Below are 25,988 nucleotides of genomic sequence, written 5' to 3'. Positions count from 1 at the left end.
GAAGCATTGCAAGGCGTCGATGGCGAGACTGTCGCCATGACTCAAGCCCTTCATCATCAAGCGCCTGCACAACGCGTCATCACGCCGTCGGTGCTGTACTTCGGCACGCCGGTCGCGCTGCTCTCCACCGTCAACCCGGACGGCAGCAGCAATCTCTCGCCGAATTCCTCCGTCTGGGCGCTCGGTGACCGACTGGTCATCGGGCTGGGTCTGGGCGGCCAGGGTCTTGAGAACCTGCGGCGTGACGGCGACTGTGTGGTCAACCTCCCGTCTGCTGCGCAATGGCCCCAGGTCGAATCTCTGGCACGCGCCACCGGTCGCAGCGAGGTGCCGCCGCGCAAGCGGGCCATGGGATACCGCCATGTGGCCGATAAGTTCGCACTCGCCGGCCTGCAACGACTGCCGGGCGAGCTGGTCCGGGCGGCACGGGTGCTCGACTGCCCGCTGCAAATCGAGGCCCGCTTGCAAGGCTCGCTCGACGAGGCCGGCGCCACGGCGCGCGGCTTCGCCATTGCGGAGTTGCAGGTCTTGCGCGTGCATGCGCACGAAGACATCACCCACGCCGGCAGCCACCACATCGACACCTTGCGCTGGCAGCCTCTGCTCTATGTCTTCCGCCACTACTGCGGCACTGGCACACCGCGAGGGGCAAATTTCCGGGCAGAGACCGCGCTGCCCCCGCAGCAGGCCACCGGCGCCGCCGCGTGAAGCCACAGTCGCACTCGGAGAACCCCATGCCCTGCCCCCATGCTTTGCAACACCGCCCGGAGCTGCGCCTGTGGCAGGCCGAACATCCAGCACTGAGTGCTGCGCTGCTGCAGCGCCCCGAGCTGGGGGTGCGCCCGCCCGGCAAGCCACTGCCGGCCCATCTCGAGGGCAGCCGGCTAGGCCGGCTGTTCGGGCTGTGGCTGCGCCAACGTGACGACGCCTCACGCAGCACGCCCAAGCAGGCCCTGGTCAGGGCGCTGAAGGCTCTGCCTGCCGCAGAGCTGCGGGCGCAGGCACGGCGCCAGGCCGCACTGGCCTTGACCGGAGGCTGGAACCACTGGGTCTGGGCCACACCGTCGGCCAGCATCGCCGCTGTACTGGGACTGCCCCTGGACAGCCTGTCCGATCAGCGCTGGCTGCACGAGCAGTTGCGGGCGATTGCCGGCGCCCTGCAGGACGGACAGGCGGGAGCCGCTGACCCGGCTTGTGCGGCCCTGCTGCAATCCCTGGCTACGCCAGCAGCGGCGGCGGCACCCCTGCAGGCCTGCCTGCACCGGCTTGGGCCGGCGCAGCATTGGCCGGGCGGCGTCGAAGAATTCGAGGCCAACCGCCTGGCCCTGCTATGGCAGAGTCATGAGGCCGGCGCCGCGCTGCTCGGCAACGCACTGGCGAGGCTGGCCACGGAACCGGCGCTGCGCCGGCCCGGCCGGATGCTGGATTGGCTGCCGACCCTGCTGCGCGAGGGCGGTGGCGTGCGCAACACCCGCCGCTTCGCACTGGAATCGCTGGAGATCGGTGGGGTACGGCTGCGGCCAGGCGACGCCTTGCTTCTGAACCTGGCCGGCAAGACCACCGAAGCCGATGATGTGGGCTTCGGCGCTGGCGCCCACCGCTGCCCTGGGCAAGACCTGGCTCTGGAGACGGCCGCGGCTGCGCTGGAGCTGCTGCTCGCTTATCAGGACGGCCGGCGCTGGCCGACACCCACGCAAGGCGTGACCCTGGCCAATGCCTACATCCCGGCCTTCATCGACCCACAGGAACACGCCACCCCATGATCGCCATCATTTTCGAAGTCCAACCCCGGCCCGAGGGCCGTCAGCGCTATCTGGATCTGGCCGCCGAGCTGAAACCGGTGCTGGAACAGATGGACGGCTTCATCAGCATCGAGCGCTTCCAGAGCCTGAACGATCCAGACAAACTGCTGTCGCTGTCGTTCTGGCGCGACGAGGGCGCCGTACAGGGCTGGCGCCGGCTGGAGGCGCACCGGGCGGCCCAGAGCGAGGGCCGGGCCGGGGTATTTGCAGATTACCGGCTGCGGGTGGCGGCGGTGCTGCGCGACTACGGCCTGCATCAGCGCGAGCAGGCGCCGGCAGACAGCCGCTGCCACCATGACTGAGGAGCGCCCAAACGCGACTTGAACTTCGACCCTCACCCCACAGATGATGCCAGTCAGAAGCCCTGACGGTAGCCGAACTTGAGGACCGGCCTTATGCTGGCCCACCCAAGCTCCGCTTCTTCCCCTCACTGGAGTGACATCATGTCCCGCAAGACCCCCATCGAGCGCTATCGCAATATCGGCATCTCCGCCCATATCGACGCTGGCAAGACCACCACCACCGAGCGCATCCTGTTCTATACCGGTGTGAATCACAAGATCGGTGAAGTGCACGATGGCGCGGCCACGATGGACTGGATGGAGCAGGAGCAGGAGCGCGGCATCACCATCACCTCGGCGGCCACCACCTGCTTCTGGAAGGGCATGGACCTATCGCTGCCCGAGCACCGCATCAACATCATCGACACCCCCGGCCACGTCGACTTCACGATCGAGGTCGAGCGCTCGATGCGGGTGCTGGACGGCGCGGTGATGGTCTACGACTCGGTCGGCGGTGTGCAGCCGCAGAGCGAGACCGTCTGGCGCCAGGCCAACAAGTACAAGGTGCCACGTCTTGCCTTCGTCAACAAGATGGACCGCGTCGGGGCGGACTTCTTCCGCGTGCGCCAGATGATGGTGGATCGGCTGAAGGCCAATCCAGTGCCCATCGTCGTGCCTATCGGCGCCGAGGACCATTTCCGCGGCGTCGTCGACCTGCTGAAGATGAAGGCCATCCTCTGGGACGAGGCTTCGCAGGGCATGAAGTTCACATACGAAGAGATCCCGGCCGAGCTGCTGGAGACCTGCAAGACCTGGCGCGAGAAGATGGTCGAGTCTGCTGCCGAGGCCGACGAGGCCTTGATGAACAAATACCTGGAGGCCGGCGAGCTCAGCGAGGACGACATCAAGCTGGGTCTGCGCAAGCGCACCATCGCCGGCGAGATCCAGCCGATGCTGTGCGGCTCGGCCTTCAAGAACAAGGGCGTGCAGCGCATGCTGGATGCCGTCATCGAGCTGATGCCCTCGCCCATCGACGTGCCGCCGGTGCCGGGCACCGATGAGGACGACAAGCCGACGACGCGCGATGCCTCCGACGATGCCAAGTTCTCGGCCCTGGCCTTCAAGCTGATGACCGACCCCTATGTCGGCCAGCTGACTTTCGTGCGCGTCTATTCGGGCGTGCTGAAGTCGGGCGACTCGGTGTTCAACCCGATCCGCGGCAAGAAGGAGCGTATCGGCCGTATTCTGCAGATGCACGCCAACCAGCGTGAAGAAATCTCGGAGATCCTGGCCGGCGACATCGCCGCCTGCGTGGGCCTGAAGGATGTGACGACCGGCGAGACGTTGTGCGATCCGGAATCGATCATCACCTTGGAAAAGATGGTGTTCCCGGAGCCGGTGATCTCGCAGGCCGTTGAGCCCAAGACCAAGGCCGATCAGGAAAAGATGGGTATCGCGCTGGGCCGCTTGGCCAAGGAAGATCCGTCCTTCCGTCTGCGCACCGATGAAGAGTCGGGCCAGACCATCATCTCGGGCATGGGCGAGCTGCACCTGGAAATCATCGTCGACCGCATGAAGCGTGAGTTCGGCGTGGAAGCCAACGTCGGCAAGCCGCAAGTGGCCTACAGAGAGACAATCCGCAAATCGGTCAGCGATGTCGAGGGCAAGTTCGTGCGCCAGTCGGGCGGCAAGGGCCAGTACGGCCATGTGGTGCTGAGCGTCGAGCCGCAGGAGCCGGGCAAGGGCTTCGAGTTCATCGATGCGATCAAGGGCGGTGTCGTGCCGCGCGAGTTCATCCCGGCGGTCGAGAAGGGGGTGCGCGACACCTTGCCCAACGGCGTGCTGGCCGGCTATCCGGTGGTGGACGTCAAGGTCACGCTGACCTTCGGCTCCTACCACGAGGTCGACTCGAACGAGAACGCCTTCAAGATGGCCGCCAGCATGGGCTTCAAGGAGGCTTGCCGCAAGGCCAGCCCGGTGATCCTGGAGCCGATGATGGCGGTCGAGGTCGAGACGCCCGAGGACTATGCCGGCACGGTGATGGGCGATCTGTCCAGCCGCCGCGGCATGGTGCAGGGCATGGACGATATGGTGGGCGGCGGCAAGGTCATCAAGGCCGAGGTGCCGCTGTCCGAGATGTTCGGCTACTCGACCACGCTGCGTTCCGCCACCCAGGGCCGCGCCACCTACACGATGGAGTTCAAGCACTACAGCGAGGCGCCAAAGAACGTCGCCGACGCCATCATCACGGCGCGGGGCAAATAGGTTGGCTGAGGCGCCTCGCGGCGTCGTGCTTCGTCCGATGACGGAGCACGACGTACCGCTGATCCATCGCTGGCTGCAAGACCCGCACCTCGCTCCATGGTGGGGTGACGCGGGGCTCACGCTGGCCGAGACCCAGGACAGCTGTTCGCCTGCGGTGTTGGCGGCCGACCAGCACACGCCCTATGTCGCGATGCAGGGCGAGCGCGCCATCGGCTTCGCCCAGTCCTATATCGCGATGGGCAGCGGCGACGGCTGGTGAGACTTCGTGACCGACCCCGGCGTGCGCGGCATCGACCAGTTCCTCGCGCACGGCGAGGATCTTGGCCGGGGGCTCGGCACGCAGATGGTCGAGGCCCTGGTCGAGCTGCTGTTCCGCGACCCGGCGGTGACCCTGATTCAGACCGATCTCGACCCGGGCAATCATCGCGCGATCCGCAGCTACGAGAGGGCCGGGTTTCGCGCGGTCGAGCTCGTCACGGCGCCGGATGGGCCGGCGCTGTATATGGTCGGGGCCCGGGGCGCCGAACAGCGATGAACACTGTCGCCCGGCCCGAGCACTGACATGCCCATCACCCCCCTTACATTTCGGCCTCGGCGGCGCCCTGCACGCCGCCGCGCCTCACCGCATCAGCTTTCTGGCCTTCTGCGCGGCCAACGTCTTGATCGATATCGAGTCGCTGGTCAATCTGATCCGGCACCGCCAGCCGGTTCATGCCTTTCTGCACAGCTATGTCGGCGCCGCACTGATGGTCGGCGCAACGCTCGCCCTCTTCCTCGCGCTGCGCGAGTTCGCTGCGCGGTTCTGGTTGCCGAATCCGCTGCGCTGGCAAGACCTGACACCCATGGCGGTCGCCATCGGCGCCGCGCTGGGGGCCTTCTCACATATCCTGTTCGACAGCATCATGCATGCCGATATGCGGCCGCTCGCGCCCATCAGCGATGCCAACGCCCTGCTGGGCCTGCTCAGCCTGGCCGAGCTATATCTGCTGTGCCTGGGGCTTGCCGTGCTGGGCATCGCCGTCCTGTGCCTGCGCCGCCTGCATGCGGGTTACGATTGATCCACGTTCCTTTCACAGACTGGAGCTCACCATGTCCGAACCCAAGGCACTCTTCGGCGCCGTGATCTTCGCCAAAGACCTGCAGCGCCTGGCGCGGTTTTACGAGCAGGTGATAGGGTTGAGCCGGCAGCAGGAGGCGGCCGACCATGTGCTGCTGGCAGGGTCTGGCTTCGAGCTGGTGATACACGCAATACCGGCCCGCATCGCGGCTGATATCGTGATCACGACGCCGCCCGAGCGGCGTAGCGAGACGCCGATCAAGCTGTTCTTCAACATCGCGAGCCTGCAGGTCGCCCGGGAATCCGCCCAGCGCCTGGGTGGCGACATCGTTGCGGACGAGCAAGGCTGGCTGATTCGCGGCGCCCGCGTCTGCGACGGCCTCGACCCCGAGGGCAATGTGCTGCAACTGCGGCAGCACCTGGCCTGAGCCCGGCCCCGATGGCCAGCGCTGTCACCTGGGCGCCAGGCGCTCGCTTCGTCGGCTGCTAGCCTCAGCGCCGGCTGGTGTCGATGCGCCCGGCCGGGATACAACCGCGAGGACAGCACCGATGGTCAAGATCAATGGCAACTACCGATGGTTCGAGGGTGCGCGTTTCGATCACGCCTACTATCGGGCCGAACATATGCGACTCACCCGCGAACTGCTGCGGCCGCTGGGCCTGCAGCGACTGGAGAGCGATAGAACCCTGTCCACCCACCCGCCGGCACCGGGCCAGATCATCGCCACCTCCAACGCCTGGTTCGCGACGCTCGCCGCCGCCCAGGCCGCGCTGCAACAGGCCGGCGCCGCCCTGCTGGCCGATCTGCCGAACTACACCAACATCCGGCCCGAGTTGCATCTCAGCGAGGTCGACAGCCATCCGCTGGATTGAGGCGGAGCGCGTCTTAAACTCCACGCCCACCGCAGACCGGAGCCCCAGCGTCATGAACACGCTGACTGCCCACCGCCGCCTCTACGCCCGCTTTCATCGCCGCGAGCAGCGGAGCCAGCGATGAGCGCCTGGCTGCGGCCTTCGAGACGGTGCCCACAGAGGACTATCTCGGGCCGGGGCCGTGGCCGGTGTTCATCGGCTCCGGCTATCTGCCGACGATCTCCAATGATCCGGGCCTGCTCTACCAGGATGTGTTGATCGGCCTGGCGCCGGAGCGTGGCATCAGCAACGGCCAGCCGAGCTTGCATGCACGCTGCTTGGCGGCACCGGCATCCGGCGAGACCGTGCTTCATATCGGCGCCGGCACCGACACCGGCTATTACACGGCAGTGCTGGCGAATCTGGTCGGCCCGGATGGCAGCGTGCCGGCCTACGAGATCGAAGCCGATCTGGCCGCGCGGGCGCGCCAGAACCTGAGCTGGGCGGGCGAACGGGTCGAGGTGGTCGCCGCCTCGGCCAGCGCCGGGCCACTGCCAGCCAGCGATGTGATCTATGTGAATGCCGGCGCCACCCATCCGCTCGCCGCCTGGCTGGACGCGCTCAAGATCGGCGGCCGTCTGATCATCCCGCTGACGCCCGATACGGGCATGGGCTGCATGCTGCGCGTCACCAGGCTGGGCGAACGCAGTTATGCGGCCACGGCCCTGATGCGCGTCGCCTTCATTCCCTGCATCGGCGCGCGACCAGGCCGCCTCGCAGTCGCTGGCGGCGGCGCTGGAGCGGCAGTCGCTGGGCGCGGTGCGCTCGCTGCAGCGCGACAGCAGACCTGACGCCAGCGCCTGGTGCGTCGGGCCAGGCTGGTGGCTGTCGACAGCCGAGCCCGGGCGCTGAAGCCCGCTGCCCCTCAGCCTGCCGGCTCGGCCAGGAAGATCTCGACGCGGCGGTTCTGCGCGCGACCGGCGTCGTTGGCATTGCTGGCGACCGGCTCGCGCGCGCCCCGACCTTCGACCGCCATGCGGCTGCGGCTGACGCCGCGGTTGGCCAGGTAGTCGCGCACCGATTCGGCACGGTCCATAGCCAAGGGCTCGTTGATCGCGTCATTGCCGGTGCTGTCGGTATGGCCGACCACGGTCACCCGCACCTTGGGGTCAAGGTTGCGGCCGATCTCATCGAGCACCGGGCGCATCTGCGGCTTGATGTCGGCGCGGCCGACATCGAAGGAGAAGTCGCTGGGCACGTTCAGCTTGAGCTGGTTGTCGGCGGTGCGGTCGACCTCGATGCCGGTGCCGGCGCTTGCAGTGGCCAGGGCCTTGCGCTTGTCTTCGAGATGCTTGGACCAGAGGTTGCCGGCCACCGCGCCGATGGCGCCGCCGATCACCGCGCTCTGCCCGGCCTTGCCTCCGGTGGCCGAGCCCAGGATGGCACCGGCCACGGCGCCGACCGCCGCCCCCTTGGCCGTGCCCTGCTCACGCTCGCTCATCGACGCGCAGCCGGCGGCCAGCAAGGCAAGGGAAACGGTGGCCACGATCAGGGCGGGGCGGCGGACCGAGGGACGGGGGATGGACTTCATTGGCAATGGCTCCGGGTGCTGAATTTGTGGGTGTCGGGCGGCGGCAGGCGGGCGCAGGACTGCTGCGCCAGGGCCTGCTCGGTGGCCTGTAGTTCGTCGGCGATGCGGTCGATCTGGCTGCTCTGCCATGGCAGGTCGCGGTAGGCGCGTGCCAGGTCTTGCTGCAGCCGTCGATATCGCTCCATCAAGCTCTCGTCAAACTCCATCACAAAACTCCATTCGATGGCCGCCAGTATGGCGTTCGCCCCAGGGGGCGGCTGTAGGACTAGAACCCATTTGCAATTTCATACAGGACCGCCGCGCCGGCGCAGCCAGGCCAGGCCGGCCAGGCCCAGCAGCAGCATTGCGTAGGACGCCGGCTCGGGCACCAGACGCACCACCACGCCGTTGATGCCCACGGCATAGAGCCCGCCATTGCCGTCCTCGCCGAAGGAGGCCAGCCCGCTCAGGCCGCTGCCGCCGATAAAGGCCTCGGTGTCGTCGCGCAGATCGCTGGGCGCCCCGCCAACGCCGATCGCAAAGGAGAAGATGCGGTTGCTGACGAAGTCGCCAAAGAAGTAGCGACCGTCGGCATCGGCAATGCTGGGGCCCCGGTAGACATAGCCGCCGGTGATCGAGTTGCCGAGCCCACCGGGGCTGCCCAGATGGCCGTAGTCGAACACCGGATCGGTCAGCCCGGGCGCGGTACCGCCGACACCGGGAGTCGCGATCGTGCCTTCGCGCAGGCGCCAGCCATAGTTGTGACCGCCGGCATCGCCGCTGACCTCGAGGTTGATCTCCTCGCGTCGGCCCTGGCCCACATCGGCGATCCAGAAGTCGCCGGTCTGGCGATCGAAGCTGTTGCGAAACGGGTTGCGCAGGCCCAGGGCCCAGATCTCGGGGGCCACATCGCTGCGGCCGGCGAAGGGGTTGTCGCCCGAGATCGCATAGCCGGCCGTGTTGCCGCGGACATCGATGCGCAGCATCTTGCCGAGCAGGCTTTGCGGATTTTGCGCGTTGTTGCCGGGATCGTTGCCGCTGCCGCCGTCACCGGTGGCGATGTAGAGGTTGTTCGCATCACCGGGGCGAAAACCTATCCAGCCGCCCTTGTGGTTGTCAAAGCCGGGCTGGGCGATGCTCAGAATAGGTTGGGCCAAGCCCACGTCGACGACGCCTCCGGCCACCTGGTAGCGCGCCACCACGGTGTTCAGCGTGGTCTTGTCCACATAGTTCACATAGAAGCGGCCGTTGTCTACAAAACCGGGGTCGAAGGCCAGTCCAAGCAGGCCGCGCTCGCCACCGGTAGCCACCTGACTAGACAGGTCGAGAAAGGGCGCGGCCTGAAGCACGCCGCCAGATATCGTGCGGATTAGCCCGCCCTTCTCGACGACGAACAAGCGAGCATCGCCGTCGGGCGCGCTCAGCAGCAAGGGCTGATTCAGCCCGTTGGCGACCACAACCTGCCCGCCCAACGCTTGAGCGGCACCGGTCGCCAGCCACAACAGACCGGGCAGCAAGGCCCGCACCATCATCCACTTGCCAGAAAAGCCAACGGCCATGGCCAAGCTCCTTGCGGGACGCTGCCAGGGCGCGTCGACCCGGTGCGGCAGGTCGCCGCATCCCAAATTTAGCGCGGGAACCCGTATCCTGTGTAGGCGAAGATCGTGACGCTTTGTAAGCGAGCGCCGTGCGTTCAGTCCGTCAGCCAAGGGCCAGGCCTCGTCCACAATGGCTCCATTGCCCACCACCAAGGGAGCCCCCGTGCCGCCGTTTTCCGTGCAATGCATCGACCATATCGTGCTGCGTGTCCAGGACCTGGAACGCTCGATCCGCTTCTATGCCGAGCTGCTGGGTTGCGAGTTGGTCCGACGCCGCGACGACCTGGGCCTGGTGCATCTGCGTGCAGGCAGCTCGTTGATCGATCTGGTCTCGGTCAACGGCCCACTCGGCCGCAAGGGCGGCGGCGCCGCCGGCGAGCAAGGCCGCAATATGGACCATGTCTGCCTGCGCATCGAGCCCTTCGACGAAGCGGCCATCATCGAGCACCTGCTCGCCCACGGTTTGCCGCGCAGCGCAGCGGCCCAAGTCAACTTCGGCGCCGAGGGCAACGGCCCCTCGCTCTATCTGGCCGACCCTGACGACAATCAGATCGAACTCAAGGGCCCGGGCCTGGCCCACTGAAGAACGTCTTGATCACAAGGAGCTTCCGAGATGAAAAAAACATGGCTGTCCCTGCTGGGACTGGCGGCGCTGGCTGCCTGCGTGCAGGCTGAACCGGTGGGCGAGGTGGACACGGTGTTCAAGTTCCTCGGGCCGGACCACAAGATCGTCGTCGATGCCTATGACGACCCCAAGGTGTCAGGTGTCGCCTGCTATGTCTCGCGCGCCAAGACCGGTGGCATCAAGGGAGCGCTGGGCCTGGCCGAGGACAAGGCCGAGGCCTCGATCGCCTGCCGCCAGGTCGGCCCGATCAGCATCGCCAAGCCGCTGGCGCAGCAGGAGGAAGTGTTCAACGAGCGGATCTCGCTGGTATTCAAGAAGCTACGTATCGTCCGCATGGTCGACGTCAAACGCAACACCCTGGTCTATCTGACCTACTCGGACCGGGTCATCGAGGGCTCACCGCAGAACAGCGTCACTGCCGTGCCGGTGGATCGCGCCACGCCGATACCGATGCGCTGACACCCCCAAGAGTGGGGGGCGGCAAGCGAAGCCGGGCCGGACAGAATGCCGGGGGTCAAATCTTGCCCCCATCCAATGAAAACCTTCTTCATGAAGACGGCCGTGCTCGGCCTGAGTGTCTGCTGCGGCACCGCGCTGGCCAACCCGGCCGAACTCTTCCCCACCCCCGGCGCCTACACCCAGGACTACGCCACCGCCTGGTTCACCGAAGACCTGAGCGCCAGCACCAAGTTGTTCCAGTACGCGGTGATCAATCTGGGCACAGAAGCCCTCCAGGAGCAACGGAGCCAGACCGGCCCCAACAGCTGGAAGCGCGACTGGCGCAGCGACATGCCGATGCTGCGCACCTATGAGGCGCCCATCCTGACCCCGTTCGCCCTGAGCGCGATCAAACAGGACACCATCTTCCAGCCGGACGGCTGGTCCTACCGCTTCATCGATCCCAGCCAACAGCCCGGCGCGTGGGTCAACACCACCGGCGACGCCGCCTTCGACTCGCCCTACCGCATTCTGCAGTGGTATGTGAACACCGACGGAGTGGCCGACCCGGCCGAGCACATGGCCAATAGCGCGATCGCGCCGACCACCTGGTTGAACCGCGACTCGCTGATCGAGAACATGGCCAACCCCGACGCGAGCGCCAAGTTCGGCGGCACCGGCTGCGGGCTGCTACTGTGGAACGAAGGCTGCGCCGGGCTGGGTTTCGGCTTCGAGGCCGAGGCCGGCGAGATGCTGGGCCCGGACCAGGCAGCCTGGACCCTGGTGACACGCATGGGCACCGACAACATCATCGTCAACCCGCTGCCGCCGCAGATCGGCGACCCCGACCTGCCGGTGGGCCGCAACGGCCTGAGCTTCGGCGGCGGCATCGCGATGGTCGCACCGACGGCCGCCGTGCCCGAGCCCGGCACTTACGCGCTGATGCTGGGCGGCCTGGCGGTGCTGGCCGTGCTGGCGCGGCGTCGCCGCCACGCCTGATGAGGCTCCAACGCCAAGCATCCTGTCCGCAAGGTTGAATAGCCAGATCGACACGAGACTCCTCCCGCTTCTGTGTCACGATCTGCCGATGAAAACCCTGCTGCGCGCGTTTCCTGTCATCCACGGCCTGATGGCAATCCTCTTTGCCTGCGCTGCTCTGATGCTCACCCTGATTGCCGCCAAGGTGGGCTGGCTGGCATTCGAGGGCGGGCTGAACCGCGGGGCCGCCCTGCAGATCATTGAAGCGGTTGGCTTGCTTGCCGCCGCTGTGGTTGCACTGCAGATTGCGCAGACCATTGCCGAGGAGGAGGTCGTGCGCGACGCACACATCAGCGGGCCGACCCGCGTGCGTCGTTTCCTGTCGAGGTTCCTCGTTGTCGTGGTCGTGGCGCTGGCCATCGAGGGCCTGGTGGCCACCTTCAAAGCCGCGCACGAAGATCCCGCGCACATGCTCTACGCCGCCTGCATCGTGCTGTCGGCCGGCGCTTTACTAGCGGGCTGGGGTTTCTTCATCCGCATGAACCGCCACGCCGAGGAACTCGAGCCGGAGGCGATGGAGGAAGCGAAACGTGAGGACACCAAGCTCAAGTGAAGGCCCGAATTGGGTCTGCCGGGGGTTTACGGCTTGAATGCGGAAACTCGAATGGAGAGCATCGGCCAGCAAGCTCGCCCGCTCCACCCCCAGGCCTGCGCTTCTTGCTTGCGACATAAACTGTAGGTGAGCTTCTGAACCGCGACCAACGGCGTGAGGTGCTCCTCCCGCTCCTGCTGCAGCAACACGAAGGGTGCGCCAGACTCCGCGAGCCGACCGCCAGCGCTGTAACGCACGACCGGCCGTCCACTGCATTTCTCTGGGCCATCCTCCGCAAAGGTCGCCACGATGACATGACCGCCCGGCCGGACGGCGTGCAGCACGGCACTGACATAGGCCTCGCGCTCCTGGCGAGAGGTGTGGAAGTGAAACACCGCTCGGTTGTGCCGGACGTCATGGCTGTGCTGCGGAAGTTCGATCCGCGTGATGTCGCCGACCAGCCAATCAACACGCGCCGCCAGCGCACCCAGGCGCGGCCTGCGAAAGGACTAGCACGGTGAGATCAGAGTAGCCCTCGGCAAGCAGATCATCAACAAGCGTCGAAGCACCGCCGCCCACATCGATGACTCTCGCGTTTGACGCCACACCTGTTTTTCCAATCAGCTGGACTGACTGCCGCGGATGCTCTTGAAACCAACTGACTCCAGTCGTGGTCTTCGTCGCGTACACCTGCTCCCAGTGTTCCTCGGTCTGCATCTGGGCATCCGTTTTACCGTGGCCTGAATGTACTGCGAGGCGGCCATCATCCACCGGCCACGCCGCACCTACTGGCGTCAACCCTTGAAGGAAAGAGCAGCCATGGGCATCGGCTGGACCATCTTGATCGGGTTTCTTGCGGGGCTGGTGCGCGTGCCGTTAAGCCGGGCGACGACTCGGCCGGCTACATCGTGACCACGCTGATCGGCATGGCGGCGCCTTGGCCGCCACCTTTCTGGGACAAGCGCTGGGCTGGTCTACCGCTGGCCACGGCGCGGGCTTCATCGCTTCGGTGGTCGGCGCCGCCGTGCTGCTCTTTGTCTGGGGCATGCTCAAGAAGAAAGGCTGAACAGGGGCTCAGCCGAACACGGCCGCCGCGGGGCTGCCCACCGCAGCGTACTGTTCGGCAAAGCGCAGCCCGCCGTCGGCGCGGCTGCGCGCAAACACCGCCACATGGTCGCTGTTCTGGTTGCACACCAGCAGCCAGCGGCCGCCCGGATCCAGCGCGGCGCTGCGTGGATAGCTGCCGCGCGTCCACTCCAGGCCGCGCAGGCGCGGCGCGCCATCGGCCAGCAAATCGAAGATGGCAATGCTGTCATGCAGGCGGTTCAAGCTGTAGATCTGGCGGGCGTCGGGCGAGACGAGCAGGCCAGACGCGAAGCTGGTGCCCATGAAGCCGGCCGGCAAAGCGCTGACCTCGCCCAGCGGCACGAGCCCGCCCGCGACCGCGTCGAGGCGCAGCCAGCTCAAAGTCGACGCCTCCTCGTTGAGTACATAGACGAGCTCGGGTCGCTGCGGATGAAAGACGAAATGACGCGGCCCGGCACCCGGCGAGACCGGCGTGGCCTGGGGCGAGCTCAGGCGGCCGGTGGCGGCGTCGAAGCGCCAGACGATCAGCAGGTCCAGGCCCAGATCGCAGGCGATCACGAAGCGACCGCTGGGATCGCTGGCCACCATATGGGCATGGGCAGCATCGTGGCCGCTGATCGCAAAACTGCCCTCGGGGGCGCGTGCGGCGCGCTGCGGCCCGGGCCGCAGCGCCGGTGCGAAAGCAGTGGGCCGCACATCGAGGATCGCACCCGGCCGGCCATCGTCCAGCAGCGGCAGCACGGCCACCGTGGCCCCGCCATAGTTGGCGACGAAGAGATGGCGGCCCGCCGGATGCAGGCTCAGATGCACCGGGCCGGCCCCGCCCGACTCGGTCGAGCCCAGCGGGCGCAGCGCGCCATTCGCCGCCAGCGCATAGGAACCGACCGAGGCAGCACCCTCGTTGGCACTGTAGAGCAGCCGACGACCGGCGTCTAGCGCCAGCCAGCTGGGGCTTTGTTCATTAGGAGTCAGGTCTTGCAGTGTCAGCGCGCCGCTGACCGGGTCGAGGCCAAAGCGATGGATGCCCCTGGACTTCGGGGCATAGCCGCCGATATAAACGGTCAGGGCCTGATGGCTCGTGGCGAGGGTGGTCGCAGCGCTCATGATCGGCAGGGCGGCAAGAGTCAACAGCAGGGTGTGGCGACGATTGGGCATGGTCAGAGAGCCTAGCCGACCTGCAGACCGCTGTCCGGATCGAACAGCAGACACTCGTGGGGGAGGATGTCCAGCGCCAGCGAGACACCGGCCATTGCCCGGCAGCTGGGCTGGATGCGGCAGCACAGCCGCTGGCCATCCAGCGCGACCATCACATACGTGTCGGCACCGGTGGGCTCGACCAACTCGACCACCGCCTCGAAGTGATGGCCGCCCGGCGGCGTCTCGCCCTGGGCATTGACGATCAGCTCGGGCCGCAGGCCCAGCAGCAGCTCGCGGCCGGCCCAGGCGGCCAGCCGCGGGTTGGCGAGCGCCAGGCCCATGCGGCTGCCGGCGTCGGCCAGCCGCAGCAAAGGCGCGCCGTCTTCGACATCAACGCGCACGCGCAACCAGTTGATGGCCGGCGCGCCCATGAAGCCGGCAACAAAGACATTGGCCGGGCGAGCGTAGATCTCGACCGGCGTGCCGAACTGCTGGATCTGGCCGTCCTTCATCACCGCGATCTTCTGTCCCAGCGTCATCGCCTCAACTTGGTCATGCGTGACATAGACGGACGTCGTGCCCAGGCGCTGCTGCAGCAGCTTGATCTCGGCGCGCATCTCCACGCGCAGCTTCGCATCGAGATTGGACAGCGGCTCGTCAAACAGAAATACCTTGGGCGAGCGGGCCAGCGCCCGCCCCATCGCGACGCGCTGGCGCTGGCCGCCCGAGAGCTGGCCGGGCCGGCGCGCCAGCAGGGTCTGCAGCTGCAGCATCTCGGCCACGCGGGCGACAGTGGCCTCGCGCTCGGACTTGGGCACCTTGCGCATCTCCAGGCCGAAGCCAAGGTTCTGCGCCACCGTCATGTTCGGGTAGAGGGCATAGCTCTGGAACACCATCGCGATATCGCGGTCCTGCGGACTCAGCTGTTCAACGCGCCGGCCGCCGATATGGATCTCGCCGGCATCCGGCGTCTCCAGCCCGGCGATCAGGTTCAACAGCGTGGACTTGCCACAACCCGAGGGCCCGACCAGTATCAGGAACTCGCCCTCGGCAATCTCCAGCTCGATGTTCTTCAACACCGCCTGGGCACCGAAGCCCTTGCTCAAACTCTTGATCGCAAGCCCAGTCATCTGTACTCAACCTTTTACTGCACCGGCCACCAGGCCGCGGGTGAAATGCCGACCGGCCACCAGGTAGACGGCCAGGGTCGGCAAGGCCGCCAGCAACGCTCCGGCCATCTCGACGTTGTATTGCTTGACCCCGCCCTCGCCGGCCGCGCCGAGCTGCGCAAGCGCGGCGGTGATCGGCCGGTCGCCGTCGCCGGTGAAGACCAGACCAAACAGGTATTCGTTCCAGATCGTCGTGAACTGCAGGATCACGACGACGACGAACACCGGCTTGGACAACGGCAGCACAATGCGGGTGAACCCGGCCCAGAAGCCGGCACCGTCGATCCGGGCGGCGCGCAGCAGTTCGTCCGGAAAGCCCAGGTAATGATTGCGGAAGAACAGCGCCAGCGGCAGGCTGTAGATGACATGAATGGCGATCAGGACGCCCAACGACTTGTCCAGGCCCAGCTTGGCTAGGCTGATGGCCAGCGGCAGCAGATAGACCTTGATCGGCAGGAACAGCGCCACCAGCAAGAGCAGGAATACCGCGTCGCTGCCGCGAAAGCGACACTTGCAAAGGATGAAGCCGTTCAGCGCCGCCAGGAGGCTGGACGCCGCCACCACCGGCACGGCCAGCAGCAGGCTGTTGCCGAAACTGCCGCCCAAGGCGGCCCAGGCCTGGCGCCAGCCGTCAAGACCCGGCACCTGGGGCCAGCCCAAAAAGCCGCCCTGCTGCAGCTCGGCTGCGCTCTTGAAGGAGTTCAAGAGCATGAAGGCCAGTGGCAGGATGAAATAGATCGCGAACAGCGCCGCCAGCGCGTAAGCCAGACTGCGCTTAAGCATGCTCGGCTCCCCGTAGGCCAAGTGCAGAGGCCGAATGCGCGCGTCCGCGTGCATAGGCATACGGCAAGGCAATCGACAGCACCATCATCATCATCACCATCGCACTGGCCGCGCCCAGGCCCAGCCGGCTGCGCTCGAAGGCCATCTGGAACATATACAGGGCCGGCAGCTCGCTGGCGTGACCAGGCCCGCCGTCGGTCAGCGCCACGACCAAATCGAAACTCTTGATCGACGCCGGCAGCAGCACCAGCAGGGCCGAGAAAAGGCTTGGGCCCAGGGTCGGCAGCAGGATGCGGCGGTACAGCGTGAAGCCGCGCGCGCCGTCGAGCCGGGCGGCATTGACCACCGCGTCGTCCACGCCGCGCAGGCCGGCCAGGAACACCGCCATTACAAAGCCGGTGATCTGCCAGACCGCCGCGATCACCAGCGCGAAGAGCGCCTTCTCCTCGTCGGCCAGCCAATCGAAGCGGAAGTCGCTGAAGCCCAGCTGACGCACGCCCTGGGGCAGACCCAGCTCGGGGTCCAGTAGCCAGCGCCAGACCGTGCCGGTGACGATCAGCGACAACGCCATCGGGTGCAGATAGATCAGGCGCAGCGCGCCCTCGGCGCGCAGCTTCTGGTCAAGCAGCACCGCCAGCAGTAAGCCCAGGGCCAGCGGGATCACTATGAAGAGGCCGGCGAAACGGGCCAGATTGGCCAACGCGACCAGCCAGCGTTCATCAGCAAACAGGCGCTGGTACTGCATTCCGCCGACGAACTCGTTGCTGGGCAACAGGCCCGAGCGCGTCACCGAGATCCAGCCGGTCCAGGCCATGAAGCCGTAGAAGAACAGCAGGCAGACGATCACCGAGGGCGCGATCAGCAGCGGCGGCAGGTGGCGTTGCAACCAGGACTTCATCGTCATCATCAATCGACCACCCGGGCCGCTTTCACGAGACGCGCCTGCGCCTGCTCGGCCGTCATTCGATCGCTGGCCCAGAAGGCCGCGACCACATCGCGGTAGGCGCCGTGGGTGGCCTCGGGCAGCTGAGCACCCAGGGCAAGGGTCAGGCGGCCGTCGGCGCCGCTGCGCTTGAAGTCGGCATAGGAGCGCTGGGCGCAGACGTTGAAGCCGGCCAAGTCGGCATCAACCCGCACCGGGATTCCGCCCTTGCTGCGCGCAAAACGGGTCGACGCTTCGGGCTGCAGCAAGGCCTCGGCGAGGCGCGCCTGCTGGCGCGCCTGGGCAGCGCTGGCGGGCTTGAAGAACAGGATGCGGTCGAACTCGAAGTAGTGCAGATCGCCATGGCCCGGCGCGGCCGTGCAGTCATAGTCGCGCCCGGCCACCCAGCCGGCCTTCAGGAACTCGCCATTGGCCCAGTCGCCGGTAAACTGCATCGCGGCCCTGCCCTGTATCAGCAGGCTGGTGGCCACGGCCCAGTCGCGTCCGACCTGGCCGGCATCGGTGTAGCGCTTGACGCGCTTGAAGTCGCGCAGCATCGCGAGCATCTGCGGCCCGCCCAGCAGCGCGACATCACCCTTGACTAGGGCCTGGCGGAAGAAGCCCGGCCCACCCTGCCCTAGCACGACATTGGCGAACACGCTGAACTGCTGGCCGACCGTGCCGCCTATGGCCAGCGGAATCACGCCGCCCGCCTGCAGCGCCTCGGCGACCGCGAAGAACTCGGGCCAGCTACGCGGCACGGCCAGGCCATGGCGCTTGAGCAGAGCCGTGTTGCTCCACAGGCTGTTAAGGCGATGCACATTGATGGGCACCGCCACCGCCTTGTCCTGGTAATGCAGCTCGGTGTAAATGGCCGCGGGCAAGACCTGGCCCCAACGCTGGGCCTGCGCAACCGCAGTCAGGTCGGCCAGCGCCACGGCCTCGCCCCACACCCAGACGGCCTTGTCGAGCTGTGCCAGCGCCGGCGGGTGTCCGGACAGGAAGCGGGTCTTCAACAGGGTGTTGGCATTGCCGGCCCCGGCTACCGAAGACTCGCGCCAGTCCACCCCGGCGGCCCTCGCGGTCTGGCGCATTTCGGCCAGGGTTTGGGCCTCGCTGCCCGAGGTCCACCAGTGCAGCAGATCCAGCGGCTGGGCCCAGGCCCCGCTACCGCCAAGCAAGCCCATCATCAGCAGAGTCAATCTCAAGAGCAGGCCTCCAGCAAGCTTTCCAGCGCCGGCACCAGGGCCAGAACCACTTCGTCGACCATGGGCGCGGCGGAATCCAGCTGGTCCTGAACAGAACGTCGCCGCGCTTCTGTCAAGACCTGGCCCTGCGTCATGGCCTCCAGCAACTCCAGGCCCAGCGCGCGCAGCCCGGGCAGGCGCTCGGCAAGCGGCAGCAGCGCCGCCAGACCGGCGTAGTCACGCAGCAGGGCCGGCAGCCCCCGCCAGTCCTCGGCCAGCAGCGCGCGCCAGCGCGCCGCATCGATGGGTGCACGCGCCAGCTCCTGCATCAGCCGGTTCTCGGCCGGCAGCACATCCGCCAGGCGGTCCAGCGGCTCGTCCAGGTGGTAGCTACCGCTTTGCTTCTTGCGATGCTGGCGGGCGTAGTAGCCGGCCGGCTCTAGCAAGAGCACCAGGCGCTGCAGCTCGGCCAGCGCGCGCTCGTCGCCGTCTACCAGGGCCAGCAGGCCCCGTCGATGCTGGGCCTCGTGCTGCAGACCGAGATCGCGCACGGCCCACAGCGAGACCGCATCAAGGCGCTGCAGCATGGCCGCCTCGCCGGGCGGCGGCGCTGCCGACCAGAAGCGCTCGGCCACAGCGAACAGTCGCGGCCACAGGCGCAGATCAATATTGTGGACGTCTGCCAGCTCGCCCCACAGCGCCGCCTCGGCCCCGCGCACCCGCGCGAGCGCCACCTCATCCAGCAGCGCCGGCGCAGCGCTCGGCTCGGCCGGCGCATACAGGACTTCGCCCTCAGCCGGGTAAAGCACATTGGCAATACGCATCACGCCCCGCAGCCCTGCCGACGGCAGTTCCTCATGCAGCCGCGCGCTGAGCTCACCCATCCAGGTATCGAGGTGAAAGCGCAGCTCGGCGCCGCGCCAGGCCAGCGTCTGCAGGGCCAGCGGCGTCTGGCCCTCGAAGGCGATCCAGCCGCGCCATTGGCCGGCCTTTTCTTCGATCAGGCCCAGCTCAGCACGCAGCTGCTGCACGCCCAGGTCCAGATGCACACGCCAGTGGCGTGCCAATTCGCCGGGCAGGCAGCGCAGTTGGGGCGCGGGAGGCGGCAGCACGGGTCGGCGCCAGTGGTAGGCGCTGGCATGGGGCTGGTCAAGATAAAAACCGGCCGACAGCAGCACCGCATGGCCGCGCCGCGCTAGCCGCACCAGGCTGTCAGGTCCTCGCCAGGACTGGACCATCACCTCGGCTGGCAGCGCCTCGTCTTCGCCAAGCTCGTCCCAGCCCAGCATGCGTTTGCCGTGGCGGGCCAGGATCTCCAACAACCGGCGATTGAACAAGGCCTGGGTGGCGCGCGGCGACAGGCCCAAAGCCTGCCAATGGCTGCCCTCGACCTCGTCACCGCCGATATGCACAAAGGGATCGGGGAAGACCGTGGACCACTCGGCCATGATGTGATCGAGGAACTCGTAGACCTCAGGCTTGCGCGGATCGAGACAGGGCTTGAAGACGCCGAAGCCTCGTTCGATCTGATAGGGTCCCGGCGCGCTGAACAGCTCGGGATAGGCGGCCGCCAGCGCGGTCGTATGGCCAGGCACATCGAGCTCGGGCACTACTCGGATGCCGCGCTCGCTCGCATAGGCCACCAGCTCTCGGGCCTCGGAGAGGCTGTAGCACCGGCCACCGCTGGCATGGGTCTGCAGGCGAGTGAATCGCGCGGAGGCGAGGCGCCAGCCCTGATCGTCGGTCAGATGCCAGTGCAGCACATTGAGCTTGGCGGCGGCCATGCCGTCGATCTGGCGCTTGAGAACCGCAAGCGGCAGCCAACGCCGCGCCACATCGATCAAGAGACCACGCCAGGGATAGGTCGGCGCATCGATGATCTCGACGCAGGGGCAGGTCTTGCCGTCAGCTGCGCGCAGCTGACTCAGCGTCTGCAGGCCTCGGAGCGCGCCGAACGCCGTGGCCGCATGCAGCACGATGCCGTTCTCGCGCACCGCCAGGCGATAGCGCTCGTCCATGCCGGGTGGTGGCGGCGCGCCGTCGTCGGGGCTGTCGAGCAGCAGGGTCAGGCCGGGCTGGTGATGCAGCGTCGCGCGGGTGACCGGCACGGCCGAGCCAGCATCACGGGCCAGCCGGCCCTCCAGGCGCTTGAGCTCGCGCGGCCAGGGCATCAGGGGCAGGAGCGCGGGGGTCAGGAACACTGGGCAGACGAGATCGGCAAAGGAAAGGAAGGCGGCGCGGGCCGGCGGGTAGGTCATCCGAGACCGTTGCAACTGTCGCAGGCATCCGCGTCGAGCTGGCTCAATATTGGATTAAGAGGCGCAGGATTCCCGCCCGTTCAGGTCTGCTCCAATTGAGGCCAACCATCCCCGAGGTGGTTTTCCGATGGAGCACGCATGAGCACCGAGACCCTAATGGCCCCGCCGCCGGCGCACCAATCCTTGTTCAACCGCACCATGGGCGCGGTGTTCGCTGTGATCTTCCTGACCTGGGCCGGGCTGATCGTGCGCGAGCTGGCTGACATCAGCCTGCTGCAAAGTCGCAACGGCCAGGCAGAGAACAAGCTCTGGGCTCAGCTGGTGCGGGCGCAGCTGCAGGACAAGCTTGATGACCCCAAAGCCATCCATGCCGCGCTGGGCGATCTGGAGGAGCTGCGCAACGCCGAATGGCGCCAGAAGGGCCACCGGACGCCGCACAGCGTGGTGCAGGTTTGGCAACACGGCCAACTGCGCCAGCAGCTTGCGCCCCCCGATCCGAAGGACCGTCCGCCGCCCCAGCTGGACCGGCTGGAGAGCGACAAGCTCTGGCTCTACACCGAGGCCAGCGCACCCGAACAGGGCCTGACCGTGCGGCGCTGGCAGGAGATGCCGGGCGACTGGCACTTCAGCGTCAAGGGATTCAGCTACTACGCCCGCCCGCTGCTCTACGGCCTGCCTCTGCTCGTGCTGCCGGTCTGGCTGCTGTTCCGGCGCGGCTTCGCGCCGCTGCGGCGCATCGGAGCACAAATCTCGCAGCGCTCGGCCAAGGACCTGTCGCCACTGCCCAGCTCGCCCTATGTGGAGCTGGCACCGGTCGTCAATTCGGTTAACGCGCTGATGAGCCGGTTGCAGCAGCGCCTGGAGCGCGAGCGCGAGTTCCTGCTCGACGCCGCGCACGAGCTCAAGACGCCGTTGGCGGTGATACAGCTGAATGCCGAGCAGTTGGAGGGCAACGCCGCGACAGGGCGCCAGGCCGAGGCCGCGCAGCGCCTGACCGAAGGCGTCAGGCGAGCCACACACACGGTGCACCAATTGCTGGCGCTGGCGCGCTCGGGCGCCGATCTGGACGCGATGGACATGCGCGAGCACGACCTGGTGACGCTGACGCGAGATCGCATCGTGCTGGCCAGCCAGCTGGCGCTGCGGCGGGGCATCGAAGTGGAACTGAGCGCGCCCGAGGAATGCCGGATTCGCATGAACCGCGAGAACATGGGCTCGTTGATCGACAACTTGGTGGACAACGCCGTCAAGTACTCACCGCCCGGCAGCCAGGTGCTGGTGCGCCTGGCACCGAAGCCCGGGGGCGGCCTGGGGCTGTCGGTCTGCGACCAGGGCCCGGGCATACCGGTGGCGCTGCGCCAGAAGGTGTTCGAGCGCTTCTTCCGCCTGCACGACGGCGAGCAGCCCGGCAGCGGCCTGGGGCTAGCCATCGTCGAGCGCGCAGCAGCCCAGCATGGCGCGCTGCTGCGCATGGACGACGGACCCGATGGCCGCGGCCTGTGCGTCAGCCTGAGCTTTCCGGCAGCCTAGCTCGAGAATCGAGTAGGGTGAGGAGTCACCCCTCAGCCCTCTCACACCACCGGACATGCGAGTCCGCATCCGGCGGATCTCCTTGCCGGGCCGGTTGAGAACTTTCACCTCCAAGTAGGTGCGCCCTGGGCGCACCCAGAAAAAACGGGCCGGGAAATCCCAGGCCCGTTGGGGTCAGAGCAGGCGGCAGAGAGCGGCAACACCAGCGTGTTGCCGGCGCTGCATCAGTAGGTGAAGCGCAGCGTGGCCATATAGCGGCGGCCTGTCTTGTAGATGCCGCGCGTCAGCTTCTCGGTGGCCGCCACCCCGGCCACTTCGGCGTAGGAGCGGTACTCGCTGTCCAGCAGATTCATGCCATCGAGCCCCAGGGTCAGCTTGTCGGTGATTTTGAAGTTGATATTGGCTTCCAGCGAGCCGTAGTCATCGGTAACCAGGAAGTTGCCGCGGTCGGCCTGCGTGTAGTACTTGGAGCGCCAGGAGTAGGTAGCGCGGGCACTCCAGCGATCGGTCTCATAGAACGGGCTGAAGGTCACTTGATGCTTGGAGTTGAAGGGCAACCGGGCGCCCGTCGCTGCCTTGGCCTCGGCATGGGTGTAGTTGGTCAGCAGGCCCAGGCCGTTGCCAAAGGTCGCCTGATAGGCCAGAGAGAAGCCCTTGATCGTGGCGCTGCCCGCGTTGCTGGGGCGCGAGATGTCGTACTCCTCGTTGCGCTGACGGTTCTGGTTGTAATGGGTCTCCTTGCGAGTGGTGGTCAGGATGTAGTCGTCCACCTTTTTGTGGAACAGGGTGCCGGCCAGGATGGCGTTGCTGGCAAAGTACCACTCGGCCGAAAAGTCCAGATTGGTGGACTTGTAGGGCTTGAGGTCGGGGTTGCCGCCGCCGCCCGTCAAGGTCGCGTCGGCGATCCACAAATAGCTGGACATATCGCCGTAGTTCGGGCGCGCCATGACCTTGGCCGCCGAGCCTCGCAGCACCACACTGTCGTTCAGGTCATAGACCACGTTCAGGCTCGGCAGGGTGTTGGTGTAGCTCTTCTTGACGCTGGTTGGGGCGTACTTGTCAGCCGGGCAGGGGCTGGTGTTGACGGTACAGGCCCAGCCCATGCTATTGGACTCGGTCTTCACGAGACGCACACCTACATTGCCGCGCAGCCGGTCCTGACTGAAGTCGGCCTGCACATAGCCGGCATTGACGTTCTCCTTCACCACCCAAGTGTTGGCAGCATAGGAGGGATCGCTGAAGGTACTCGGCGTAGGCATGGTCTGCCAGGGCGCCAGCCACTTGCCGCTGTTGATGTAGTCAGCCAGGGCCCAGCCGTCGATCATGAAGCGCTTGCTGAGGTCGCCCACATCGCCAAACCCAGCCAGATAGCCGCTGGGCACCGATTTCGGGCTGAACTGGGTGGCGCTTAGATCCCCATAGCCTTTGATCGAGGCCAGCGACACGCCGGACATCGTTTGCCCAGTCTCGTGCTCGCGGCGCTTGATGCCGAAGCGAACCTGGTGAACCGGCGAGTCGACGAACTTGACGCCGAAGTCGAGCTGGAAGTACTTCTCCTCGTCTTTGGTCGGTTTGGCGACGATATTGCCGCCCCAGCCCGCGCCCCAGTTGGTCGCGTTCGGCGGATTGGTGTGCCAGCCACCGGCAGGTCCGCCTCCGTCGAGACGGAAGCCCTCGGCGTCGTTAAAGGGGCTGCCCGATTTGGCCGGCGGCATGTGCACGGCGATGTCGCTGATTGGCGCGGTCTGGTAGCCGGTGAAGTTCAGTTTGGGCACCGAGCCGCTCAGGTCATAGCTGTAATTGGCCTTGCCGAGGAATTCACCGAACACCTGGCGGTCAGTACCGCCGGTGGCCTTGGAACTGCCGGCATGGGCCGAGGCGAACCAGCGGTCTTCCTTCCAGGTCAGCTTCAGATCGTGTGAATCGGTGTTCACCGTGGCGCGGCGGTTGATCAGGTCATAGACCGTCAGGCCGTTGCGGAATGATGCCTTGTTGATGACGCCGCCATCGACGCTCAGATCGGTCAACGCGTTCAGCGAGTTCCAGGGATTGCCATTGAAGGCGAACATTGAATGCGTGATGTTGTCGTACTTTGCCTTGACATCCAGCAGATTGAATTCGACGTCGAGCTTCTTGTGCGGCCGGGCCTGCAGCGACAGAGACAGCGTGTCGCGATCACGGGTCTGGTCGAAGTAGTGCGCGCTGATCGAGTTCGGGGCGATGGCGTTCGGGTTGGCCAACAGCGTGGTCTTGCAGTTGCCGACACAGCTCGGGGGCATGGTTGCCGGCGGGTTCTGCGACCAGTCGGTGCTGGTGGTGGTGACCGAATTGGGCGAGCCGCCCACGCCGTTGATGTAGGCGCTGCCGCGCACGGTGCCGTAGGACTCAACGCCGTCACGACGGATGCGCTCCTCCGAGCGCTGCGCCGACACCAGCATGCCAAACGTATTGGCCTCGTTCTTCCAGCCGAACAGGCCCGACAGCGTAGGCTTGCCATTGCCGACGCGATCGTTGTAGAGATAGTTCACCGAGCCGGCCAGGGTCAAGCCCTTCATGTCCAGCGGCTTGCGGGTACTGATATTGACCGTGCCGCCCACCGAGCCTTCGTCCAGCCAGGCCTCCGGCGACTTGTGCACCTCGACCTTGTTCACCAGCTGCGGGGCCAACAGCGTGTAGTTGAAGCTGCGGCCCTGCTGCTCAGCCATGAACCAGTCGCCCGAGGCGATCGCCTGACCGTTGAGCAAGGTGCGGTTGAGTGCCGGGTCGGTGCCCAGGATGGAAATCTTCTCGCCCTGGCCGAAGGCCTTGTCAATAGTGACGCCGGGAATCACCGTGATGGCCTCGGCCACATTGGTGGCCGGGAACTTTCCCACGTCCTCGGCGGTAACGACGTCGATGATGGATTCGGCATCGCGTTTGGTGTCCAGCGCCTTCTTGAGGCTGGCTCGGATGCCGGTCACAACAACAGTCTCCAGCTTCTTGGCGCCGTCCTGCTTGGGGGTTTCCTGTGCCTGGGCGGGCAGGCTCAGGCTCAGCAGCACGGCGGCTGCGATGGCGGACTGTCTGTGCATCGTCTTCTTCTCTCGCATGGTCTTGGACTCCGGTAATCAGCACCCCAACGGGTGCAAAAGGGGAACGCCAAACAGCTGACTGGCGTGTTTGTAAAAATCAATGCGCCGCTGGTTCTTGCGCAGCGCGTCAGGGTCGGCGGGCTTGTCACACTCCAGCGTGCCGTTGATGGCACGCGTGGTGGCACCGAAACCAAGTTGGTCGCGCAGCGCCTGGTGCGGTGAGCGCGCCGACTCGCCGGGCTGAGTCATCCAGTACCAGAGGGCGGTGCGCCAGGCGACGGTGGCGTCGCGCGCGACCAGGTCTGGGTCGGACCACAGGTCCAGACCGAGGAAATCGCCCGCGCGCTTGTACTGGTAGTTCCAACTCAGCTGAATCGGGCCGCGGCCGTAATACTGCTGGCCTGGCGCGCAGGACTCGCCCGGGCCCTGGCGGCAGTAGTTGCCCCAGTTCTCCTTACGATACTCGCGCTGGGCGCGTAGCTCGTCTGACTCATGGGCGATCTGCCCCAGGAAAGCTGCCATCTCCTGGCTGCGCTGCTCGTCGCTGCCCCAGGCGGCGAAACCCGGGGTTTGGCGCACGGCGGCCACAAAACCCTCGTAGCTGTAGAAGGCAATGCGCTGCGGGAACAGGGTGTCGAACTGCGCCTTGCTGGGTAGCATCTGCGCAGCCGGAGCCGCCGTCGCAAGCGCAGCAAAGGCCGACATGGCCCAGATTGCCGAACCGGCAGAAACGGCCAGAAGGCCCTTGAACACTCGCATCTCGCCACACTCCTCTGGTTTTTCCCGC

At 66.5% G+C, this 25,988-nt stretch carries 25 protein-coding genes and 3 pseudogenes; 15 read left to right on the top strand and 13 right to left on the bottom strand.

The window, feature by feature from the left end; all coding sequences use genetic code 11:
• The first annotated feature begins 36 nt into the window (after nt 1-36).
• The 9 genes and pseudogenes from OOZ63_RS13845 to OOZ63_RS13805 all read left to right on the top strand — a co-directional run bounded on the left by OOZ63_RS13845 (nt 37) and on the right by OOZ63_RS13805 (nt 7,108).
• Nucleotides 37-708: a flavin reductase family protein gene (locus OOZ63_RS13845; protein WP_266006117.1), complete on the top strand. Its 672-nt coding sequence runs from the start codon at nt 37-39 to the stop codon at nt 706-708.
• A 26-nt stretch (nt 709-734) separates the two neighbouring features.
• Complete coding sequence (locus tag OOZ63_RS13840) at nt 735-1,763, top strand: hypothetical protein (protein ID WP_266006116.1); 1,029 nt, start codon at nt 735-737, stop codon at nt 1,761-1,763.
• Entirely contained in the window at nt 1,760-2,104 is a 345-nt protein-coding gene (locus tag OOZ63_RS13835; RefSeq protein ID WP_266006115.1) for an antibiotic biosynthesis monooxygenase family protein, read from the top strand. Before OOZ63_RS13840 ends, OOZ63_RS13835 begins: the two co-directional genes overlap by 4 nt.
• A 141-nt stretch (nt 2,105-2,245) precedes the next feature.
• Nucleotides 2,246-4,348, top strand: coding sequence for an elongation factor G (fusA, locus tag OOZ63_RS13830; protein WP_266006114.1), 2,103 nt, complete (start codon nt 2,246-2,248; stop codon nt 4,346-4,348).
• 1 nt (nt 4,349) lies between these two features.
• Nucleotides 4,350-4,883, top strand: a pseudogene (locus OOZ63_RS13825) (GNAT family N-acetyltransferase).
• 124 nt (nt 4,884-5,007) lie between these two features.
• On the top strand, nt 5,008-5,406 hold the full coding sequence (locus tag OOZ63_RS13820; RefSeq protein ID WP_266006113.1) for a metal-dependent hydrolase: 399 nt from the start codon (nt 5,008-5,010) through the stop codon (nt 5,404-5,406).
• Nucleotides 5,407-5,437: 31 nt separating this feature from the next.
• Entirely contained in the window at nt 5,438-5,833 is a 396-nt protein-coding gene (locus tag OOZ63_RS13815; RefSeq protein WP_266006112.1) for a VOC family protein, read from the top strand.
• A gap of 121 nt (nt 5,834-5,954) precedes the next feature.
• Nucleotides 5,955-6,278, top strand: a complete 324-nt coding sequence (locus tag OOZ63_RS13810) for an EthD family reductase (RefSeq protein ID WP_266006111.1) — start codon at nt 5,955-5,957, stop codon at nt 6,276-6,278.
• Between the two features lie 149 nt (nt 6,279-6,427).
• Entirely contained in the window at nt 6,428-7,108 is a 681-nt protein-coding gene (locus tag OOZ63_RS13805; RefSeq protein WP_266006110.1) for a protein-L-isoaspartate O-methyltransferase family protein, read from the top strand.
• A 74-nt stretch (nt 7,109-7,182) separates the two neighbouring features.
• On the opposite strand, the gene OOZ63_RS13800 is transcribed toward OOZ63_RS13805, so the two are convergent.
• From OOZ63_RS13800 to OOZ63_RS13790, 3 genes are all read right to left on the bottom strand, one after another.
• Entirely contained in the window at nt 7,183-7,848 is a 666-nt protein-coding gene (locus OOZ63_RS13800) for an OmpA family protein (protein ID WP_266006108.1), read from the bottom strand.
• Nucleotides 7,845-8,054, bottom strand: coding sequence for a hypothetical protein (locus tag OOZ63_RS13795; protein ID WP_266006107.1), 210 nt, complete (start codon nt 8,052-8,054; stop codon nt 7,845-7,847). Before OOZ63_RS13795 ends, OOZ63_RS13800 begins: the two co-directional genes overlap by 4 nt.
• A 78-nt stretch (nt 8,055-8,132) precedes the next feature.
• A complete protein-coding gene (locus OOZ63_RS13790) occupies nt 8,133-9,386 on the bottom strand; it encodes a PQQ-dependent sugar dehydrogenase (RefSeq protein WP_266006106.1) in 1,254 nt (417 codons plus the stop codon).
• A 202-nt stretch (nt 9,387-9,588) separates the two neighbouring features.
• Between OOZ63_RS13790 and OOZ63_RS13785 the strand changes: the two genes are divergently transcribed.
• From OOZ63_RS13785 to OOZ63_RS13770, 4 genes and pseudogenes are all read left to right on the top strand, one after another.
• Entirely contained in the window at nt 9,589-10,008 is a 420-nt protein-coding gene (locus OOZ63_RS13785) for a VOC family protein (RefSeq protein WP_266006105.1), read from the top strand.
• Nucleotides 10,009-10,038: 30 nt separating this feature from the next.
• Nucleotides 10,039-10,509: a CreA family protein gene (locus OOZ63_RS13780; protein ID WP_266006104.1), complete on the top strand. Its 471-nt coding sequence runs from the start codon at nt 10,039-10,041 to the stop codon at nt 10,507-10,509.
• An 888-nt stretch (nt 10,510-11,397) separates the two neighbouring features.
• Nucleotides 11,398-11,487: pseudogene (locus OOZ63_RS29210) on the top strand (PEP-CTERM sorting domain-containing protein); the annotation flags it as partial.
• Nucleotides 11,488-11,575: 88 nt separating this feature from the next.
• Nucleotides 11,576-12,079, top strand: coding sequence for a hypothetical protein (locus OOZ63_RS13770; protein ID WP_266006102.1), 504 nt, complete (start codon nt 11,576-11,578; stop codon nt 12,077-12,079).
• A gap of 26 nt (nt 12,080-12,105) precedes the next feature.
• Here OOZ63_RS13770 and OOZ63_RS13765 read toward each other — a convergent pair whose 3' ends face one another.
• Together OOZ63_RS13765 and OOZ63_RS13760 are read right to left on the bottom strand one after the other, a co-directional pair.
• The gene (locus OOZ63_RS13765; RefSeq protein ID WP_323055747.1) at nt 12,106-12,453 is read right to left on the bottom strand and encodes a hypothetical protein; all 348 of its coding nucleotides are present in this window, start codon (nt 12,451-12,453) and stop codon (nt 12,106-12,108) included.
• A gap of 70 nt (nt 12,454-12,523) precedes the next feature.
• Nucleotides 12,524-12,775, bottom strand: coding sequence for a hypothetical protein (locus OOZ63_RS13760; RefSeq protein ID WP_266006101.1), 252 nt, complete (start codon nt 12,773-12,775; stop codon nt 12,524-12,526).
• Nucleotides 12,776-12,877: 102 nt separating this feature from the next.
• Here OOZ63_RS13760 and OOZ63_RS13755 point away from each other — a divergent pair.
• Nucleotides 12,878-13,124 (top strand): annotated as a pseudogene (locus OOZ63_RS13755) (GlsB/YeaQ/YmgE family stress response membrane protein).
• A gap of 8 nt (nt 13,125-13,132) precedes the next feature.
• On the opposite strand, the gene OOZ63_RS13750 reads toward OOZ63_RS13755, so the two are convergent.
• Genes OOZ63_RS13750 through OOZ63_RS13725 form a run of 6 tightly spaced genes read right to left on the bottom strand, consistent with a single transcriptional unit; the run spans nt 13,133 to nt 20,600 of the window.
• Complete coding sequence (locus tag OOZ63_RS13750) at nt 13,133-14,299, bottom strand: lactonase family protein (RefSeq protein WP_266006100.1); 1,167 nt, start codon at nt 14,297-14,299, stop codon at nt 13,133-13,135.
• An 11-nt stretch (nt 14,300-14,310) separates the two neighbouring features.
• Complete coding sequence (locus OOZ63_RS13745) at nt 14,311-15,411, bottom strand: ABC transporter ATP-binding protein (RefSeq protein WP_266006099.1); 1,101 nt, start codon at nt 15,409-15,411, stop codon at nt 14,311-14,313.
• Nucleotides 15,412-15,417: 6 nt separating this feature from the next.
• On the bottom strand, nt 15,418-16,233 hold the full coding sequence (locus OOZ63_RS13740; protein ID WP_266006098.1) for a carbohydrate ABC transporter permease: 816 nt from the start codon (nt 16,231-16,233) through the stop codon (nt 15,418-15,420).
• The gene (locus OOZ63_RS13735) at nt 16,226-17,140 is read right to left on the bottom strand and encodes a carbohydrate ABC transporter permease (protein WP_266006097.1); all 915 of its coding nucleotides are present in this window, start codon (nt 17,138-17,140) and stop codon (nt 16,226-16,228) included. The genes OOZ63_RS13740 and OOZ63_RS13735 overlap by 8 nt, the downstream gene beginning before the upstream one ends.
• On the bottom strand, nt 17,140-18,363 hold the full coding sequence (locus OOZ63_RS13730; protein ID WP_266006096.1) for an ABC transporter substrate-binding protein: 1,224 nt from the start codon (nt 18,361-18,363) through the stop codon (nt 17,140-17,142). Before OOZ63_RS13730 ends, OOZ63_RS13735 begins: the two co-directional genes overlap by 1 nt.
• Entirely contained in the window at nt 18,360-20,600 is a 2,241-nt protein-coding gene (locus tag OOZ63_RS13725) for a family 20 glycosylhydrolase (RefSeq protein WP_266006095.1), read from the bottom strand. The genes OOZ63_RS13730 and OOZ63_RS13725 overlap by 4 nt, the downstream gene beginning before the upstream one ends.
• A 138-nt stretch (nt 20,601-20,738) precedes the next feature.
• Between OOZ63_RS13725 and OOZ63_RS13720 the strand changes: the two genes are divergently transcribed.
• Nucleotides 20,739-22,130, top strand: coding sequence for a sensor histidine kinase (locus OOZ63_RS13720; protein ID WP_266006093.1), 1,392 nt, complete (start codon nt 20,739-20,741; stop codon nt 22,128-22,130).
• A 224-nt stretch (nt 22,131-22,354) separates the two neighbouring features.
• On the opposite strand, the gene OOZ63_RS13715 is transcribed toward OOZ63_RS13720, so the two are convergent.
• Together OOZ63_RS13715 and OOZ63_RS13710 are read right to left on the bottom strand one after the other, a co-directional pair.
• Entirely contained in the window at nt 22,355-25,201 is a 2,847-nt protein-coding gene (locus OOZ63_RS13715; protein ID WP_266006091.1) for a TonB-dependent receptor, read from the bottom strand.
• Between the two features lie 36 nt (nt 25,202-25,237).
• Nucleotides 25,238-25,960, bottom strand: coding sequence for a chitinase (locus OOZ63_RS13710; protein ID WP_266006089.1), 723 nt, complete (start codon nt 25,958-25,960; stop codon nt 25,238-25,240).
• Between the last annotated feature and the right edge of the window lie 28 nt (nt 25,961-25,988).

The sequence above is a fragment of the Paucibacter sp. PLA-PC-4 genome (assembly GCF_026241155.1).
Taxonomy (GTDB): Bacteria; Pseudomonadota; Gammaproteobacteria; order Burkholderiales; family Burkholderiaceae_C; genus Roseateles_E.
Note: the sequence above shows the minus strand (reverse complement) of the source record. Positions and strands in the feature narration are given on the sequence as shown.